Here is a 19,144-nt window from a genome sequence, read left to right on the forward strand (position 1 = left end):
TGGAGAAAGCACTCAATGACAGCCGAATCCCACTGCAGCCCAACGGGCATCAGCCTCGAAGACACCGGCTATGGCTATACGTTGTCGGTGATTAACGGCAAATATAAAATGATTATTCTCTACTGGCTGGCGTTGTATAAGCCGGTATTGCGGTTCAACGAGCTGCAGCGCTGCATCGGCACCATTTCCTACAAAACGCTGAGTTCGACGCTGAAAGAGCTGGAAAGAGATCGGTTGGTGGTGAGAAAGGAGTATCCGCAGATCCCGCCCAAGGTGGAGTACAGCCTGTCCGAACGCGGGCGTTCGCTGATCCCGGTGATCGACATGATGTGCAACTGGGGGGAACAGCACCGGCCGGAACAGCCGGTGCCGTGAGGGGTTAGTTGTCCGCTGCCGCCGAGGTTGCCGGCGCGGGCTCATCGTGCTCGACCAGCGCGTCCGCCGGCCGGCACTGGCGCAGCGTGCGCACGCTGAAGGCCACCAGCACGCCGAGCACAGCGGCGAATGCGCCAAACGACAGCACGCTCATTAGTGGGGTAAACACCCTGCCCAGTACGCCGAGCCCCAGCGCGCCGATCGAATCGCCGGTGACGTCCTGCGCGGTGCCGAGGCTGTTCACCCGCCCCAGCAGATGATCCGGCGTATTGCTCTGGATCAGCATGAACTGCAGGAGCGAAGCAATGGCGTTGGCGTAGCCGTAGCACACCAGCGCCAGCAGCGCCGGCGCCAGGTGGCTGAATAGCCCCAGCGAAGTGATAGCGGTAAACGCGACGATGGCGGCGACCAGGATCAGCACGCCGGGCCGAGAGAAACGCCCCACCCAGCCGCTGGTCAGCGCGCCCAGCATCGCGCCGAGCGGCACCGCGGAATACATCAGGCCAATTGAGGACGCGCCGACGTGGTAAGCGTCCTGCGCCAGCGCCGGGAACAGCACCCGGACGGCGCCGACGATGCTCATCAGCATTCCCAGCAGCACCACCGACCCCACCACCTTATTGCGCCAGACAAACTGAAAGCCGCTGGCGAGCGCGCGCAGCGGGTGTTCCGGCTCCTGCTGCTGCGGCAACAGCGTCGGCAGGCGCACCAGTGGGACAAGGGTGCCCAGCGTCCCGGCGGCGGCCACGGCGAACGCCAGCCCCACGCCGCCGAACACGATGATGATCCCGCCCAGCGCCGGCGCCAGGATCGCGCCGATGCGCACCGTCACCATGCTCAAGGCCCCCGCCGCCGCCAGGTTTTCGCGCCCGACCAGCAGCGGGATCACCGCCATCAGCGCCGTCATGCCCAGCGCCCCGAAGAAGCCGTCCCAGGCCGCCAGCAGGTAGAGTGCCCACAGCGAAGGCGCCGGGGCGAAGGCGTTCAGACTCAGGGCGACAAAGCCCAGCCCGCAGGTGCCGCGCGCGAACAGGATCAACTTGCGGCGATCGTAGCGATCGGCGAGCACGCCGCCCAGCATCAGGCCGATAAACATGCCCACCCCGTCCAGCGCCACCGCCACGCCCACCTGCAACGTGGAGCCGGTCATCGCCTGGATCTGAATCGGCACCCCCACCGCCAACATGCCGAGGGAAAACACCGACAGCATGCGGGCGCAGAAAATCGCGCGGAAATGCGCATTGCTTCTCAGCAAACTGAAATCAAGAAAAAAAGAAGGTCTGGCCATAGTGTCCTGCATATCATGTTTTAGTACGGGCCGGGACGCACGCCCCCCGGCCCGGTTGCGTTATACCAACCCGTATTGCCGCGTCAGCAACGAATGCAACAGCGGCCCGAGCGTCTCCAGCGAAGCCGGCGACAGAATGTCCGCGTGTTCGCAGCGCTGGTGATGGCAGATCAGCCCATCCAGATACGGCGCCCACACGGCGTCGATGTCCATCTCCGGCGGCAGCGTCTGGTCGGCGACAAACAGCGTCGCCGTGCCGTGGAAACGCCGGCTGCGCGCCTGAGACAGAATGCGCACCGCGTCGCGGTAGTTGGCGACGATGCTGTCGAACATTGCCGCCTTCTCCGCCATCAGCGCCGGATCGCCATGATCTTCCGCCATAAACTCGGCCTGCTCCTGCGCCACCTCTTTCTGCGCGTCCTCCTCGCTGGGGCCGGTCCAATCCTGGCCTTCCGGCGGATAGGTATCCAGCATGCCGAGGAACGCCACCTCTTCGCCCTGCTGCTGCAGGCGCGCGGCCATCGAGTGCGCCAGCGTGCCGCCGAGCGAATAGCCCAGCAGGTAGTAAGGCCCCTGCGGCTGCAGGCGGCGCAGATTGGCGAGATGACGATCGACCATCTGCTCGATATCCTCGCAGGTGGCGATGGCGCCGTCCGGTCTTGGCGACTGCAGGCCGATGATGGGGTAGCTGCCCGGCAGATAACGGCTCAGCCCCGAGTACTGCCAGGCGAAACCGGAAGCCGGATGCAGGCAGAACAGCGCCGGGCCTTGGCCGGCCCGCAGCTGCAGGCATTCGCCGACGCCGCGGCTCTCGGCCGAGTTGGCCGCCTGCGCGTCATCGAGCAGGTGCGCCATCTTCTCCAGGCTGCGGGCGAACATGATCTGCCCGACGCTCAATGGCCGAGGCACGCGGCGACGCAGCTCCGCCGCCAGACGCATCGCCAGCAGCGAATGGCCGCCCAGCGCGAAGAAGTCGTCGTCGGCATACACCGTCTCGCGCCCCAACAGTTCCCCGAACAGCGCCGCCAGCAGGCGTTCGCTGTCGCTATGTGGCATGCGGCCACTTTGGTGGCTCAGCTGCGGCCGTGGCAACGCCTTGCGATCCAGCTTGCCGCTGGCGCTGAGCGGGAAGCTGTCGGTCATGACATAGCTGACCGGCATCATGTGCGCCGGCAAACGCTGCTCCAGCGCCTGATGCAGCACGGCGGTATCCAGCGTCACTCCCGGTTGGGCGATCAGCCAGGCGACCAGCTGGCGCATATCGGCGCCGCCAAGCCCCGTCGCGCCCTCGCCCAGCTCGATGGCGTGCACCGCCGCTTGCGCTACCCCCGGCTGCGCCAGCAGCGCCTGCTCGATTTCCCCCAGCTCGATGCGCTGGCCGCGGATCTTCAGCTGATCGTCGCTGCGCCCTAAATACTCGACGCTGCCGTCTTCCAGCCAGCGGGCGATATCGCCGGTGCGATACATGCGCGCGCCGTTGCCGGCAGGATCGGCGACAAACCGCTGCGCCGTCAGCCCCGGCCGATGCAGATAGCCATCGGCCAGCTGAATACCGCGCAGGTAAAGATCGCCGGCGCAGCCGACGGGCACCGGCCGCAGCATCGCGTCGAGAATGCTCAACTGGGTGTTCCAGACCGGTTTGCCGATCGGCACGCCGGCGCCGCTCACCGCCGCCAATGCCGCGCCGGACGCCGGTTGGTAGGTGACATCGACCGCCGCCTCCGTCGGGCCATACAGGTTGTGCAGCGGCGCGGTAACCAACGCCTGATAGCGGGAAGCCAGTTCACACGACAGCGCCTCACCGCTGCAGAACACGCGTTTCAGGCTGGCGGCGGCGCGCTGTGGCGCCCGCTCGTTCAGCGCCTCCACCCAGATAGCCAACATGGACGGAACGAAATGCAGCGTGGTCACGCCATAGTCGTCGATCAACGTCGTCAGCGCCTGCGGATCGCGGTGCGCCTCCGGCGGCGCCATCACCAGGCGCGCGCCGACCATCAGCGGCCAGAAGAATTCCCAGACGGAAACGTCGAAGCTGCACGGCGTTTTCTGCAATACCACGTCCTGCGCATCGAGCGCATACTCGTGCTGCATCCAGAACAGGCGGTTGACGATCGCCCGGTGGTTCACCACCACGCCTTTCGGTCGCCCGGTAGAGCCGGAGGTATACAGCACGTAGGCGGGATAATCGCCGTTCCCCGCCGGCAGACGCGCAGGCGGTTCACACCCGCTGTCGTCCAGCGCATCGAACAGCAGCGTCGGCGCCAGCGCGGCAAAGCGGGCATCCAACGCGCTCTCGGTGATAATCAGCCGCGGCTTGGCGTCCTCCACCATGTAGGCCAGCCGCTCGTCCGGGTAGCCGGTGTCCAGCGGCAGCCAGGCGGCGCCGGTCTGCACAATCGCCGTCAGCGCCAGGCTGAGGCGCACGGAACGCGGCAACGCCACCGCCACGATATCCCCCGACTGAATGCCGGCCGCCGTCAGCCGCTCGGCCAGCAGCGCGGCCTGGCGCTGCATGTCACGGTAGCTGAGGCTGTGCCCGGCATCCTGCAGCGCGATGCGATCCGGCGTGCGCCGCGCTTGATCGGCGATCGCCTGATGCAAGGTGGTGTCCGCCACCGCCTGCCCGGTGCGGTTGACCGCCGCGATCAGCGCCTGCTCCTGCGGCGTTTGCAACTGCCAGCGCGGCAGCGGCAAATCCGGTTGGGCGATCCACTGCTGCAACAGCGCCATCAGCCGCGCGGCGAAGCGCTCAGGCTGCGGCACCGAGGCGCGGTACTCCATCAGCAGGCGCAGACGCTCGCCCGGCAGCACCAGCAGCGTCAGCGGATAGTGGGTATAGCCTTTGTTGCGGATGGCGTCGCAGCGCAGCGACCCTGCGCCGCCCAGCAGAGCGTCGTTGTCCGGGTAGTTCTCCACCACCAACAGCGTATCGAACAGCGTGCCCGCCCCGGCCAGGTGCTGAATTTCACCCAACCCCAAATCGTCGTGCTCCAGCAGTTCAATCTGCCGGTGCTGCAGCTCGGTCAGCTGTTCCGTCAGCGAACGATCGTGCTGCAGACGCACCCGCACCGGCAGCGTGTTGCTGAACAGGCCAACGTGTTCCTCGACCCCTTCTATCTGGCCAAAGCGGCCGGAAACCGGCGAGCCGAACACCACGTCCTGCTGGCCGCAACAGCTGGCCAACTGCAATGCCCAAATGCCCTGCATCACGGTATTGAGCGTCAACCCGCGTTCGCGACACAGGGTCAGCAAGCGCCTTTCCTCGGCCGGCGGTAGCGTCATCTCCAGCTCGTGCACGCGATCGTCCTGCGCTTCACCGAACAGCAACGTCGGCCGCACGTCCTGCAGCGTCTGGCGCCAGAGGCGGCGCGAAGCTTCGGCATCCCGCGCGGTCAGGCGGCGCACGATATCGGCATAGTTCGAACGCAGCGGCGGCAACGCCTGCTCGCCTTCACGCAGGGCCAGCATCAGATCGTTGAGCACCACCGGCGTCGACCAGCCGTCGACGATCAGGTGATGCGCGTTAAGGAACAGCGTGTAGCGTTCGCTATCCCCGTGTTTGACCAACAATGCATGCAGCATCGCGCCCGGCTGGTTGAACAGATCGCGCTGCAGTTCCTGCTGCTCCAGCCGGTGCAGTGCCTGCACCTCCTGTTCTTCGGCCAGCGGCGGCAGCGCGTGGCTGTCCAGCGGCCAATGGCTTTCCTGCGGGATCAGCTGCAACGGCTCACCCTCGCGGTTGAATCGGGCGGCCAGCTGCGGATGGCGGCGGATCACTGCATTCAGCGCCTGCTGAAGTTGATGCGCGTCCAGTTCGCCGCAGAGGCTCAGGCGCGTCAGCGAGTTGTAGCTGCCGCCCTGCTGCGCCGTCTGCGCATGGAACAGCAGGCCGTGTTGCAGCGGCAACAGCGGCAGCGCCGCGGCTAACGGCCCGCACTCCCGCTCCCAGGCGCGCACCGCTTCATCATCGACGCCCGGCTGGGCGATTTCGGCCGCCACCAACGTCGCCGCCGCGCGTTCGGGATGCCGTTCGGCAAACTCGCACAGTGAACGCACGGCGTGCTCGATGCCGCTGTGCAGCTGCGCAATGTCGCTCTCGCTGAACATTGCCTCCAGCCAGCTCCAGTTAATCGCCAGGCAGGCGCCGTCGCGCCGCTCCTCGACAAAGATATTCACTTCCAGCCCGTAAGACGGCGCCTGCTGCGCATCCTGCGCCACGGCGAAGGCGTCGCGGAAGCGGGTCTGGCTGCGCTGCGGCGTCCAGTGCGCCTCATCCTGGCTGAAACGCCCAAGGTAGTTGAATAAAATCTCCGGGGCGTTGCGCTGCGCCAGCGCCGCCAGATCGTCACGCTGCGGATGCAGATAACGCAGCTGGCCATAGCCGACGCCGCGATCGGCCACCGCGCGCGTCGCCCGTTTCACCGCGCGCACCGCCTCATTATGCTCGGCGTCATGCAGTTCGATGCGCAGCGGGTACTCCGCCGTCAGCCAGCCGACGGTGCGGGCCAGATCGAGGCCGTCATCCAGTTCGGCGCGGCCGTGCGACTCCAGAGAGAAACGCAGCGAAGCGGCCTGGAAACGGCGGCGGCAGGCCTGAGCCAGCGCGCACAGCATGATCTCTTCAACCTGGGCGCGATAGCTCTGCGGCAATGTGCCGAGCAGCGCGGCGGTCAGCCGGCTGTCGAGCAGCGTGCGCCGTTCGCTCACCGAGGCGATGCGATCGGTCTGCGGTTCCAGCGCGCGCCGCCCCAAACGCGGCACGCCGTCCGCCAGCATCTGCCGCCAGAACGGCAGCTCGGCTTCGCGGCGTTCGACGTCGGCCCGTAAACGCGCGGACCATTCATAGAGCGAGGTTTCCTCCGGCGGCAGCGTGATCGGCTGCCCCTGCATGGCGCTGTCGGCCACTTGCCGCAGCTCGTCGAGCAGGATGCGCCAGGAAACGCCGTCAACCACCAGGTGGTGGATCGCCAGCACCAGCCCCAGGCTCTGCCCGTCACGCTGCAACAGGATCGCCTGCATCATGGCGCCGGCCGCCGGATCGAGCTGCTCGAGTGCGGCATCAAACGCCTGTTCCGCCGCTAGTTCCAGTTCGCCGGATACGGCCTGTACCTGCATGAACTCAGCGGTAGCGGCTTCCTCGACCACCAACTGGCCGTCGCGGATCCTGGCGCTCAGCGCCGGGTGCGCCGCGCGCAGCTGTGCCAACGCATAACGCAGCTGTTCCGGTTGCAGCTCGGCGGGTACGCGCAGGAAAACGCCGTGCGCGAAGCGGCGATGCATATCGCCCGTCTCGGCGAACCAGTGCAGGATCGGCAGCCCGTCGATCGGGCCTTGTCGCACGCTGCGTGCGGTCTGAGAGCCAACGGCCAGCGGCTGCATCGCCTGCGCCATGCGCGCGGGGGTGTGCAGCGCGAAGATCTCGCGCGGCCGCAGCAGATAGCCTTTGCGCCGCAGGGCGGTGCCCAGCCCCATCGCCGAGATGCTGTCGCCGCCGAGCGCGAAGAAATCGTCGTCTGCGCCGACGCGCTCCATTCCCAACAGTTGGGCCATCGCGCGGCAAATCAGCCTCTCCTGCTCGGTGGCCGGTTCGCGAATGCTTTGCGCCAGCGTTTCCTGCGGTTTGGGCAGCGCCTGGCGGTCAATCTTGCCGTTGACGTTCAGCGGCAGCTCCGGCATTACCACCAGGATCGCCGGCACCATATAATCCGGCAGACGCTGCGCCAACTGCCCCAGCAGCTCGCTTTGCAGCGCCGGCGAGGCGCGACGCGCGTCATCCTGCACCGAGCAGTAGCCAATCAGGCGATAGGTGGCGCCGATCGGTTCGGCGATCACCACCGCCCGCCCCACGTCCGGCAAGGCGGCCAAGGCGCTTTCCACCTCACCCAGCTCGACGCGGAAGCCGCGCACCTTGATTTGGTGATCGGTCCGGCCAATGAATACCAGCTGGCCCTCCGCGCTCCAGCGCATCAGGTCGCCGCTGCGGTACATCACCTCGCCTTCGGCGAACGGGTTGGCGACAAAGCGCGCCGCCGTCAGATCCGGGCGCCGCAGGTAACCGCGCGCGATGCCCTTGCCGGAAATGTACAGCTCGCCCGCCGCGCCGATCGGCACCGGCTGCAGGCGGCTGTCGAGCAGCCAGACTGAGGTATTGGCGAGGGGACGGCCGATCACCGGTTGGTCTGCGGCCGTGACCGGCGCGCCGAGGGTATCGACGGTGTATTCGGACGGGCCGTAATAGTTGTGGATCTCCACCTCCGGATGCTGCTGCATCAGGTTCCACAGCGTCGGCGTCGCCGCCTCGCCGCCGATCATCACGAACGACGGCAGCGGGAACTGCCCTTTCAGCAGACCGCAGTCCACCAGTTGCGAGAAGAACGACGGCGTGATGTCCAGCAGATCGATCGGCGTCTGCTGGGTCTGTTCCAACAGCGCCCAGGGGTCGCGGCGCAGCTCCTCATCGAAGATAACCAGTTCGCTGCCCATCATCATGCAGAACAGCGGTTCCCAGGAGGAATCGAAAGAGAACGAGGCGGTATGGCCGGCGCGCAAGCGGCGCGCGTGGCGGGCCTCGAATTTTTCGATCGCCGGGCCGAACAGAGAAGCCTGGTGCGACAGGAACAGGTTCAGCAGCCCGCGGTGCGTGGACATCACGCCCTTGGGTTTGCCGGTCGAACCGGAGGTGTAAATCATGTAGGCGAGATGCGCCTCGTTCAGCGGCACACGCCGTTCGTCGTCCGTTATCGGCGTGGCCGCGGCGGCCGCGCAGCGCGCCAGGCACGGGGCGTCGTCCAGGCACAATACCTGTGGCAGATCCGGCATGTTGGCCCGCGTGTCACTGTGGGTCAGCAACATCACCGGCCGCGCGTCGTCGCACATCAGCGCCAGGCGCTCACGCGGATAGTCCAGATCGAGCGGCATATAGGCCGCGCCGCTGGCCAGCACGCCGAACAGCGCGACCAGCGTGTCCACAGAGCGTGGAATGCCGATGGCGACCACGTCTTCGGCGCCGATGCCGCTTTCGATCAGCACTCGCCCCAGCTGCATCACCCGTTCGGAGAGCTGCCGGTAGCTGAGGCGCACGTCGCCGCAGGACACCGCCAACGCCTCGGGCTGACGCTCAACCTGGCGCTGGAACGCATCCATGATCGAAACCATACCCGCCGGCGGCGTCAGCTCAGCGCCGCGCCCCCAGGCCGCGAGTTGTCTGAGTTCCCCCTCGCCGATCAACGCCAGTTGACCGTTCGGCTGGTGCGGCTGCCGCGCCAACTGCTGCAGCCAATGGCCGATGCGCTCCGCGTGGTGCTGCAAGGTGCGCGGCGAGTATTTGGCCGGGTTGGCGACCAAAGACAGCGTCAATACGCCGCTTCGAAAACCGATCTCGAACTCCAGGTCGTCGACCGGCCCCATCGCCAGCGTATGGGTGGTGGCCGCCTGACCGTCGAACGACAAGGCGCTGTGGTAGACCTTGACGTTGACCACCGGCCCGTACAGTTCCTGATGGCCGCCGACCAGGCCGAGATCGCGTTTGATCTGCTCCGCCTCATAGCGTTGATGGCGGCGCGCCTGCTTGATCTGCGCCACGGTGGCCAGGCAGACATCCGCCAGCGACATCTCCGGCGTCACGTTCAGCAGCAGCGGCAGCACGTTGACCACCGGGCCGACCGCCGCCAGCGCCTGCGATCCCATCCGGCGCATGAAAGGAAAACCGATTGAGAAGCGGGTTTCGCCGCTCATGCGCGCCAGGTACAGCGCCAGCGCCGCCGTGACGATATCGGCCGGCTGCAGCGACTGCAGCGCGCCATCGCGCAGCGCTTCGTCAAACAGCGATTCCGGCAGCACCAGCGCCTGTTTGAGCGGCCGGGCGCCCGCCTCAACCTCCCGACTCTCCGTCGATAATGACAGCGGCGACGGCAAATCGCGCAGATGCTGGCGCCAGAATTCGGCCGCCCGCTCACGTGCGGGCGAGGTTTGCCATTGCTGAAACTCTTCCACCACCTTGCCGAACGGGGTAAACGGCGAGGCCGCCGGCGCCAGCCCGTGGCGCAGCGCGCGATAAATATCGGCGATCCGACGGGTGATGGCTTCGAAGCTGAAACCGTCCAGGGTCAAATGATGAAAGCGCTGATACCAGAACCAGCGATCGGCGCTGACGCGGATCACCGCATGGCGATAGAGCGGCCGCTCGCCGTCCGCCGGCAGATCCTGCGCCAGATCGTCGTTCATCAGCGCCAGCGCCGCCTGTTCGGCGTCCGGCCGCGCGCTGAAATCGAACCACTCCGGCGCCTGCACGCGCGCAGGATCGGCGTTCAGCGGCAAACGCTGCACCGGCTGGCCGTCCTGCGCCTCAAAGAACTGCGCCTGAACCGTATCCGCTTCGGCCAGCCCCTGACGGATCGCGCGCTCCAGCGCCGAGCGGTCGATAGCGCCGTGCAGTTCGGTGTAGTGCGCCACCGCGAAGCCGTTGCGCCGCAGCGCGATTTGGTCGGCGATCCAGATCCCCGGTTGCGCCGCAACCAGCGGATAATCCCGATACTCGACCTGAGTATCCGGCAAAGAAAGCGTTTCTGACATGGTGTCTGTCCTTTTCCTCAAACGGAATGTATCGATGTGGCTGTCTGGCGCTTAACGCGCCGCATCCGCCGCTTTCAAGGCCGCCGGCCGCATGTCCTGCCAGTGCGTTTCGATGTAGTCGATGCATTCGCCGCGCGACGCCGGCCCCATCAGCACGCGCCACCCCTGCGGTGCGTCGGCAAACTGCGGCCACAGCGAATACTGCTGCTGCGCGTTGACCAAAACGGTGAAACGGAGGCTTTCGTCATCGAACGGGTTTTGTTGTTCCTGAGTCATTTTCATTACCTGTCTGTCAAAATGTGTGGGTTATTCCATCCCGGAAAGCAGCTGGCGTACGCCGTCCACCAGGCCGCCGCGCCAGCAGAGCGCGTCATGTCCGCCGGAAAACACGCGGTAGTCGGCGCGGTGCCCCGCCGCCGTCAGCGCCTCGTGCATCTGGCGATTGACGAATTCGATATCCGCCTCCCGATCGCCGGCCTGTTGGATCACGTTGAGCGCTGGCGCCGCCGCGTCGCGTTGCCGAACCTGGCGTATCAGCCAGCCTTCCTCCAGTTCGTGGCGTTTTTCGAATTGGGTAACGAATTGCACCGTAGGCCACCAGAAGGAGCCGGACTGGCTCAGCACGTGGCCGAAGCGCGCCGGCCAATGCAGGCCGGCATATAACGCCGCCAGCCCGCCGTAGCTCTGGCCGGCGACGACGGTGCGCGCCCCTTCCTCGCTGAACGCTTCGCGCTTCTGCGCCTGCGGCAACAGCTCATCGATGATTGCCTGCCAGAAGGCGGCGTTGCAGGGCAGCTCGTTTTCCCGGTGTTCGCCGTCGATCGCATCGATCAGCAGCCAGCATGCGGGCGGCAGCCGCCCTGTTGCGGTTTCGTTCTCGATCACCGGCAGCAGCGCGTGCCTTTCGATCCAGTTTTGGCCGTCGAGCAATAACACCAGCGGGCGATTCGCTTTCACCGCCGCGTCGCCGCTGGCATACAGCCAGACGCGCCGCTGCGTGCCGAGCCGTTCGCTGTGCCACTGAAAACGCTGTAGCCGCGCCTCGTCCAGCGGCCGATCGGCGGCCTGCCAGGCGCTTTGGTCGTCAGCATCCGGCCCCTGGGCCAGGGAAACCGGGCGCGGACGATGCGAAGGCCCCAGCGAGAGGCGATTCAACGGATCGGCGATCGCCAGTGGAAACAGCGAAATCCACCAGGCGCGCTGCTGGCGATCGCGCAGCGTTTCATCGTCGCTGAAGACGGGAGGAAGATCCCGGTCTGTGACGGGGAGCAGGCTGTAGCTGCCGCGCCAGCGGCGATCGATAACGGCCGCGCCGTACCAAACGTCGGTGCCGGGCAGCCTGGTCAGGCTGCTGGGGGACGTGCTGTGGTGATCGGTTATGCCGTTGATATCGGCATAAACGCGGCGAATCGGCGAGCGCCGTTCATCGCCGGCAGGATCGCGCCATAGCCAGGTCATTTTGACGTGGCGGTCATCGTGCGGCTCGACGATGGGCGTGCCGTGAGAGGCCACCTTCTGCCACCACTCGGGCTGCCCCGCCGCCTCTTCACGCAGCCACTGCGCCGCCAATCCCTCATGACCGTTGTCTGGCCTCTTTTCCGGCAAAAACTCCATAGCGCCCCTTACATAACATGAGTGATTTTTACAAAACCTGACAATCGTATTGATACTCATTATCGTTTTCAATACTATTTGTCGGATTTTTACCGTCGTGCGCACACGGCGTTTCCGTATCGACGGGTAAAGACCGCTCGCCGATATTTCGGGGTTTATCAGGGTTGCACGACACACAACGCAGGTATGCAGGAGAGAGAATGAAGATTAAAAACAAAGGGATAGACAATTCGAATGCGGAGGCGACGGCCGCCAAGCGGTTGTTGCTGGGCTCGGCGCTGGCCTTACTGCCCTTCGCGCCACACGCGTCCGCCGCGGCGGACGAGACGATTTTGGTGACCGCCGACGCGCAAAACAGCGTGACCGCGCCGGTCAAAGGGATCGTCGCCAAAGAGAGCGCCGCCGGCACCAAGACCGCCGCCGCTCTGCGCAAAACGCCGCAGTCCATCTCGGTGGTCACGCGCGAGCAAATGAACGACCAGGAACCGGCGTCGGTCGCCGACGCGCTGAACTACACCAGCGGAGTGATCACCACCTACCGCGGTAACTCCAACCGCAATGACGAAGTGATCAGCCGCGGCTTCCGCTATGCGCCCAAGCTGCTCGACGGCCTGCACTTTGGCCTTTCGAGCCAAAACGGCGGCGCCGGGCAGATCGATCCCTGGCTGCTGGAGCGCGTGGAGATGGTGCACGGCCCGGCCGGCGTGCTGTACGGCCAGGTCAGCCCCGGCGGCGTGGTGGTGATGACCAGTAAGCGCCCTACCGCCCAGAGCATTCACGAAGTCAAATTCAGCACCGGCAACCGCCATCTGGCGGAAACGGCGTTCGATTTCGGCGGCAAGCTCAACGACGACAACACCCTGTTCTATCGCCTGAACGGTATCGCCAGAACCGAGCATGAGTTCGTCAAAGACAGCAAGCAGCAACGGGTGGCCATCGCGCCGGCCTTCACCTGGCTGCCGAACGAAGACACCAGCTTTACGCTGCTGACCAGCTACCAGAACGATCCGAAAGCCGGGTCGCGCAACTTCCTGCCGCGCGCCGGCACGCTGTTCTCGACCAGCGCGGGCTATGTGCCCTACGACTTCAACGTCAGCGAACCCAGCTTCAACAAGTCGCGGCGCGAGCAGGCGTCGATCGGCTACAGCCTCGAGCATAACTTCAGCGATGCGCTGTCGTTTACCCAGAACCTGCGCTTCACCCACCGCGATGAAGACTATAAATATCTGGTTTATAACGTAAACTCTGACGTCAATGACCACACCGTCACCCGCATGGCGCAGCATGAAACGCAGATGACCAACGAGTTTGGCGTGGATAACCAACTGAAGGGGCTGTTCGACACCGGCGAGGTGAAGCACACGGTGCTGGGCGGGCTGGATTACCGCTACAGCCATATCGATTCGAAGATGTATCGCGATCGCGGCAACGACTACCCGATCGACTGGGCCAACCCGGTTCGCCCCAGCATCGATGGCAGCACGCTGGCGCTGGCTTCCAGCGACTTGAAGACGCTGAATCAGGTCGGGGTGTATCTGCAGGACCAGCTGGAGTGGAATAACTGGAACCTGCTGCTGTCCGGCCGTCAGGACTGGTCGCAGGTCAACACCCGCGATCGCACCAGCGGCGGTAAGGAGCAGACCTACAACGACGCCCAGTTCACCGGCCGTGCGGGCCTGCTTTACGCCTTCGACAACGGCATTTCGCCGTATGTCAGCTACAGCACTTCGTTCGATCCTAACCTGTATCCGAGCGCGCCGGGCGCCGATCCGCTCAAGCCGACCACCGGCAAACAAACCGAGGTGGGCGTGAAGTACCAGATCCCGGGCGGCAACACCCTGCTGACCCTCTCCTGGTTCGACATTACCCAGCGTAATGTGGCGTCTTACAACCGTCTCACCTCCGCCTACGAGCAGATCGGCGAGGTGAAATCCAAAGGGATTGAGGCGGAAGTACATGCCCAGCCGACGCCGGAGATCAAGCTGACCGCCGCCTATACCTACACCGACGTGGTGACCAAAGACTCCAACTCGGCGGACGAAATCGGCCACAGCCCGGCGGGCATCCCGCGTCACGCGGCTTCCGCCTGGGGCAGCTACAGTTTCCTGAGCGGCGCGCTGAACGGCCTGACCGTCGGCAGCGGCGTGCGTTACATCGGCGATGCGCCGGCCGACGCCATCGGCCAGTACGATGTGCCGCACTACACGCTGTACGACGCCATGGTGAAATATGACCTTGGCCAGGCCTCGTCTGCGCTGCGCGGTGCGGCTCTCCAGCTCAACGTGCAGAACCTGACGGACAAGAAATACGTTTCATCCTGCAGCGGCGAGTACGCCTGCTTCTACGGCAGCGGCCGCAGCATCATCGCTTCGGTCAACTACCGCTGGTAACCAAAATGGGCGGCCAGCGCCGCCCATTTTTCCACCTTTCCCGCCGCCTTTACTCCTGCTTCAATTCTCGCAAGTGCTTGTACACCGTGGCGCGCCCCATCGACAGTACGTTGGCGATGTAGTCCGCGGCGCTTTTGGCCTTGAACGCCCCCTGATGATAGAGATCGCTGACCAGCCGCCGTTTCTGTTCGCGGCTCAGCGCGCCGAGCGCGGCGTTTTCGCGCCGCAGCCAGTCGTGCAGGAAGGTGTTGATCTTCTCCTGCCAGTCATCTTTGAACAGCTGTTGCGGCTGTGGCTGCAGCCGCGTGACCGACAGGAACATGTCCAGCGCGTTGCGGGCGTCCTCGAACATCGCGGTGCTCAGGTTGATGCACAGCAGATAGCTGGGCTTGCCCTGCTCGTCGCGCGCGGCGATGCTCACCGAACGCATCTTTTTGCCGTCCCAGTTCAGCTTCTCATAGGGGCCGGTCACGCCGGCGCCGCCATCGAGCTCGAAGTCCTCCAGCCCGGCGTCATCGCCCGGTTTGCGCTTCGACAGGTTGTTGGCCAGATAGGCAATCTTGTTGGTGGCCAGATCGTGGATCACCACTTCCGCATTCGGGAAAAACAGCGCCGCGATGCCGTCGGCGACCGAGCGCAAAAGTTCGAGTTGAGAAGAAGAGTTCGGCACGCTGGGGGGTCTCCGTATAGCCCGGTTTGGTTTGCGGTTCAGCCGCTTAGCATACCGCAGTTGCCGCCGCTTGCCGAGTGGATGGCGTTGGCGGCTCCTTCACCGACGGCTGCGCCGCAAGCGCCTTTATTGTCCTTGCCGGGGATCGGTCACCCGTTCGTTTCAGGTGAACACGCTTTTCAGCCCACTCTTCTGCCGCAACACATTAAAACAGCCTCGAATCATGCTCCTCTTGGCCAGGTAAAACACGGCGGCAGACGGCGTTTTAACAGGATTTTAACGCTGCCGAGGGGAAACGCCATTGTCAACATGGCTGTTAAATAAAATGAAACTTTTTGATCACATTCAAGCTTCTGAAAAATAGATAAAAAGGGTTTTTATGCGCTTTACATGCATAAATTATGCATGTGCTCGCTCACTGCCGACAAAAAGTAATTAACTATTCATTTACCGCCCTGCAGGCGGCGAAAAACCGCCCGCTGGCCCGATGAGCGGGGGGCTAACAACCGGCATAATTAGTGGTAAATTTAGCGTCGCAAAGTGTTATGCGCTTGCTAATCCACGGTTAAACGAAATAAATACCTCTAATATATAAAGGTTGGTTATGGAAAAGCTATCCTACGCTTCAGACAGCAGCACCACCGCTTGGGCTACATATCTGCAACAAATCGATCGCGTCGCCCCTTACCTCGGCGAGCTGTCACGCTGGGTTGATACGCTGCGTCACCCTAAGCGCGCTTTGATTGTCGATATCCCGCTGCAGATGGACGATGGCACCATCCGTCACTTCGAAGGTTTCCGCGTACAGCACAACCTGTCGCGTGGGCCGGGCAAAGGCGGTATCCGCTTCCACCCTGACGTCGATCTGAACGAAGTGATGGCCCTGTCCGCCTGGATGACCATCAAGTGTGCCGCGGTCAACCTGCCGTACGGCGGCGCCAAGGGCGGCATCCGCGTCGACCCGTTCAAACTGTCTGAAGGCGAACTGGAGCGACTGACCCGCCGCTACACCAGCGAAATCGGCTTCATCATCGGGCCACAGAAAGACATCCCTGCGCCGGACGTCGGCACCAACGCCAAAGTGATGGCCTGGATGATGGACACCTACTCCATGAACCACGGCACCACCATCACCGGCGTGGTCACCGGCAAGCCAATCCACCTCGGCGGCTCCCTGGGCCGTGAGAAAGCGACCGGCCGCGGCGTGTTCGTCACCGGCAGTGAAGTGGCCAAGCGTCTGGGCGTGCAGATCGAAGGCGCCAAAGTGGCGGTGCAAGGCTTCGGTAACGTGGCCAGCGAAGCGGCTCGCCTGTTCGTTGGCGTCGGCGCGCGCGTCGTCACCATCCAGGACCACTCCGCCACCCTGTTTAACGCCGACGGCATCGACCTGGCCGCGCTGACCGAATACCAGGCCAAGCACAAGCAGATCGCCGGCTTCCCTGGCGCCAGCGAGATCGAAAGCGAAGCGTTCTGGTCGGTCGACATGGACATCCTGATCCCTGCGGCGCTGGAAGGCCAAATCACCCGTGAGCGTGCCGAAATCCTCAGCGCCAAACTGGTGCTGGAAGGCGCTAACGGCCCGACCTTCCCAGAGGCGGACGACATTCTGCGCTCCCGTAACATCACCGTGGTTCCGGACGTTATCTGTAACGCCGGCGGCGTAACGGTCAGTTACTTCGAGTGGGTGCAGGACATGGCGAGCTACTTCTGGAGCGAGTCCGAGATCAACGAGCGTATGGACAAGATCATGACCGACGCCATGGTCCACGTCTGGAACAAGGCCGCAGAGAAAGAGTGCAGCCTGCGCACCGCCGCTTATATCGTGGCCTGTGAGCGCATCCTGACCGCACGTAAAGAGCGCGGCATCTACCCAGGTTGATGCCCGTATCCCGGCCTGCCCGCCCCGGCAGGCCGGGTTTTCCTCAGCGCAAACAGCGCTTCAACACCTTACCGGTGCTGGTCATCGGCAAACGCTCGACGAACTCGACGATGCGCGGATACTTGTACGCCGCCAGCCGTTCCCGGCTCCAGGCGATCAGCGTTTCTTCCTCGATCGGCTCCTCCGTCTCTTTCAACACCACTACCGCTTTGATCTCTTCGCCCAGCGACGGATGTTCGACGCCGATCACCGCCACCAACGACACCGCCGGGTGGCGAATCAGCGCCTCTTCAATCTCGCGCGGGTAGACGTTGAACCCGCCGCGAATGATCATGTCCTTGGCCCGATCGACGATGAAATAGAAGCCGTCGGCGTCGCGGCGCGCCAGATCGCCGGTGCGGAACCAGCCGTTTTCCAGCACCTCCGCCGTCGCCTCGGGGCGATTCAGATAGCCTTTCATGATGTTGTAGCCGCGCACCGCGATCTCCCCTACCTGATCGACAGCGTCGATCGGCTGCCCGGTGGCGTCGAGCAGGCGCACCTCCACGCCCCAGATCGGCTGGCCGATGGAGCCGGGCTTGGTCAGGCGGTGAGGATGGTTAAAGGTGGCGACCGGGCTGGTCTCAGACAGCCCGTACCCTTCGAGAATGTTGACGCCGAAGCGGCGCGAAAAATCCTCCAGGATCTGCACCGGCAGGCTGGCGCCGCCGGACACCGCCATACGCAGCGTGCTGCGCAAGCTTTCGATATCCGTGTGTTCATCCAGCGCATTCAACAGCGCCCAATACATGGTCGGCACCCCGGCGAAAAAGGTGATGCCGTGCCGTTGCATCAGCGCGATGGCCTGCGCCGCGTCGAAGCGCTCGACCAGCACCAGAGTGGCGGCGGAAGCGAACCCGGCGTTCATCTGCACCGTCGAGCCGAAAGTATGAAACAGCGGCAAGGTGACCAGGTGACGATCGGGGGTCGTCTCCGAACCGTCGAACAGCCGCACCGATCCCAAGGCGTTGAGCACCAGATTGGCGTGGGTCAACTCCGCCCCTTTGGCGCGGCCGGTGGTGCCGCTGGTATAAAGCACCACCGCGGTGTCGCTTTCGAGCGTCGCGGCCGAAGCGAATTCGGTAGCCTGTGCGGCTATCGCCGCGCTGAAACGTTCCCCCTCGAGCGGCAACCGATCGCCGATGATAAACACCTCGCGGCACTGCTCCGCGTTCGCCGCCGCCCGCAGCGCTTCCTCCCCCAGCGACAGGCCGCTGCTGCCTTCGAAACAAAACAGCGCCACCGCCGCTGAATCCGCCAGGTAATAGTCGAACTCCGCGCTCTTAAGCAGAATATTGAGCGGCACCACCACCGCGCCGCTTTTGAGAATGCCGTAATAGACAGCCGGAAACTCCGGCCGGTTCGGGCAGGCCAGCGCCACCCGTTCACCGCGCCGCACGCCGCGCGCGACCAACAGATTTGCCACCCGGTTGGCCATCTCGTTCAGCGCCCGATAGCTGAGCGGTACATCGTCCTGTATCACCGCCGGCCGTTCCGGCCAGGTGCGCGCACTCTCTTCAAGCAAGGTAGCCAGATTCAGCATCGGGGATCCTCCCTGGGGTTGAGCGGCGAGAAAAGCGCCGCAGTATCACGAGTATAGATAGGCGCTTCGCGGTTCGCATTCCCAGGGCCGCTGGGCTATACCTTAGGCAATCCCCATCCCGCAGGAGTTGTGATCATGAGCAAGAAAAAGATCCTGATGCTGGTCGGTGACTATGCCGAAGATTACGAAACCATGGTGCCGTTTCAGGCGTTGCAGATGATCGGCCATTGGGTGGACGCCGTGTGCCCCGGCAAAGCCGTCGGCGACTACATCATGACCGCGATCCACGATTTTGACGGCGCGCAAACCTACAGCGAGAAACCCGGCCACCGTTTCACCCTGAACGCCGACTTCGCCACCGCCAAAGAAGAGCACTACGATGCGCTCTTGATCCCCGGCGGCCGGGCGCCGGAATACCTGCGCCTGAATCCCGACGTGATCGCGCTGGTGCAGGCGTTTGACGCTGCGAAAAAACCGATCGCCGCCGTTTGCCACGGCCCGCAGCTGCTGGCGGCGGCCGGGGTGTTGCAAGGCCGCACCTGCAGCGCCTACCCGGCCTGTGCGCCGGAGGTGCGGCTGGGCGGCGGCCATTATGCGGAGATCGGCATCGATCAGGCGCACGTCGACGGCAATTTGGTCACCGCCCCGGCCTGGCCGGCGCATCCGCAGTGGCTGGCGAAGTTCGTCGAGGTGCTGCAGAAATAGCCGTTCAGGGGATCGCACCAGATAGCGACAACGCGGCATCCCCTTTGCAATAAACCAAAAATCGCTTGAC

At 64.3% G+C, this 19,144-nt stretch carries 10 protein-coding genes; 4 read left to right on the forward strand and 6 right to left on the reverse strand.

The genetic code is table 11. From position 1 onward, the window contains the following. Positions 1–15: 15 nt before the first annotated feature. Positions 16–375: a winged helix-turn-helix transcriptional regulator gene (locus ACJ8PI_RS08010; RefSeq protein WP_049196948.1), complete on the forward strand. Its 360-nt coding sequence runs from the start codon at positions 16–18 to the stop codon at positions 373–375. A gap of 4 nt (positions 376–379) precedes the next feature. Here ACJ8PI_RS08010 and entS read toward each other — a convergent pair whose 3' ends face one another. Genes entS through fes form a run of 4 tightly spaced genes read right to left on the reverse strand, consistent with a single transcriptional unit; the run spans position 380 to position 11,848 of the window. After that, a complete protein-coding gene (entS, locus tag ACJ8PI_RS08015) occupies positions 380–1,663 on the reverse strand; it encodes an enterobactin transporter EntS (protein WP_161726572.1) in 1,284 nt (427 codons plus the stop codon). 60 nt (positions 1,664–1,723) lie between these two features. Continuing rightward, entirely contained in the window at positions 1,724–10,234 is an 8,511-nt protein-coding gene (locus tag ACJ8PI_RS08020; RefSeq protein WP_164134221.1) for a non-ribosomal peptide synthetase, read from the reverse strand. A 51-nt stretch (positions 10,235–10,285) separates the two neighbouring features. Beyond that, positions 10,286–10,510, reverse strand: a complete 225-nt coding sequence (locus ACJ8PI_RS08025) for an MbtH family protein (protein WP_033638494.1) — start codon at positions 10,508–10,510, stop codon at positions 10,286–10,288. Between the two features lie 30 nt (positions 10,511–10,540). Beyond that, positions 10,541–11,848 (reverse strand): enterochelin esterase, encoded by a 1,308-nt coding sequence (gene fes / locus ACJ8PI_RS08030; protein WP_223307153.1) that lies wholly within the window; start codon positions 11,846–11,848, stop codon positions 10,541–10,543. A gap of 200 nt (positions 11,849–12,048) precedes the next feature. On the opposite strand from fes, the gene ACJ8PI_RS08035 reads away from it, so the two are divergent. Beyond that, on the forward strand, positions 12,049–14,238 hold the full coding sequence (locus ACJ8PI_RS08035) for a TonB-dependent siderophore receptor (protein ID WP_164134220.1): 2,190 nt from the start codon (positions 12,049–12,051) through the stop codon (positions 14,236–14,238). Between the two features lie 49 nt (positions 14,239–14,287). Here ACJ8PI_RS08035 and ACJ8PI_RS08040 read toward each other — a convergent pair whose 3' ends face one another. Beyond that, positions 14,288–14,908 (reverse strand): helix-turn-helix transcriptional regulator, encoded by a 621-nt coding sequence (locus ACJ8PI_RS08040; protein ID WP_033648347.1) that lies wholly within the window; start codon positions 14,906–14,908, stop codon positions 14,288–14,290. Positions 14,909–15,512: 604 nt separating this feature from the next. Between ACJ8PI_RS08040 and ACJ8PI_RS08045 the strand changes: the two genes are divergently transcribed. After that, positions 15,513–16,787 (forward strand): Glu/Leu/Phe/Val family dehydrogenase, encoded by a 1,275-nt coding sequence (locus ACJ8PI_RS08045; protein WP_442528105.1) that lies wholly within the window; start codon positions 15,513–15,515, stop codon positions 16,785–16,787. Between the two features lie 43 nt (positions 16,788–16,830). Here ACJ8PI_RS08045 and ACJ8PI_RS08050 read toward each other — a convergent pair whose 3' ends face one another. Continuing rightward, the gene (locus ACJ8PI_RS08050; protein ID WP_164134219.1) at positions 16,831–18,369 is read right to left on the reverse strand and encodes a long-chain-fatty-acid--CoA ligase; all 1,539 of its coding nucleotides are present in this window, start codon (positions 18,367–18,369) and stop codon (positions 16,831–16,833) included. Positions 18,370–18,504: 135 nt separating this feature from the next. Here ACJ8PI_RS08050 and ACJ8PI_RS08055 point away from each other — a divergent pair, with 135 nt between their 5' ends. Further along, a complete protein-coding gene (locus ACJ8PI_RS08055) occupies positions 18,505–19,074 on the forward strand; it encodes a DJ-1/PfpI family protein (protein WP_033634573.1) in 570 nt (189 codons plus the stop codon). Positions 19,075–19,144 lie beyond the last annotated feature (70 nt).

Source organism: Serratia sp. CY82433, from assembly GCF_052166535.1.
Classification (GTDB): domain Bacteria; phylum Pseudomonadota; class Gammaproteobacteria; order Enterobacterales; family Enterobacteriaceae; genus Serratia; species Serratia sarumanii.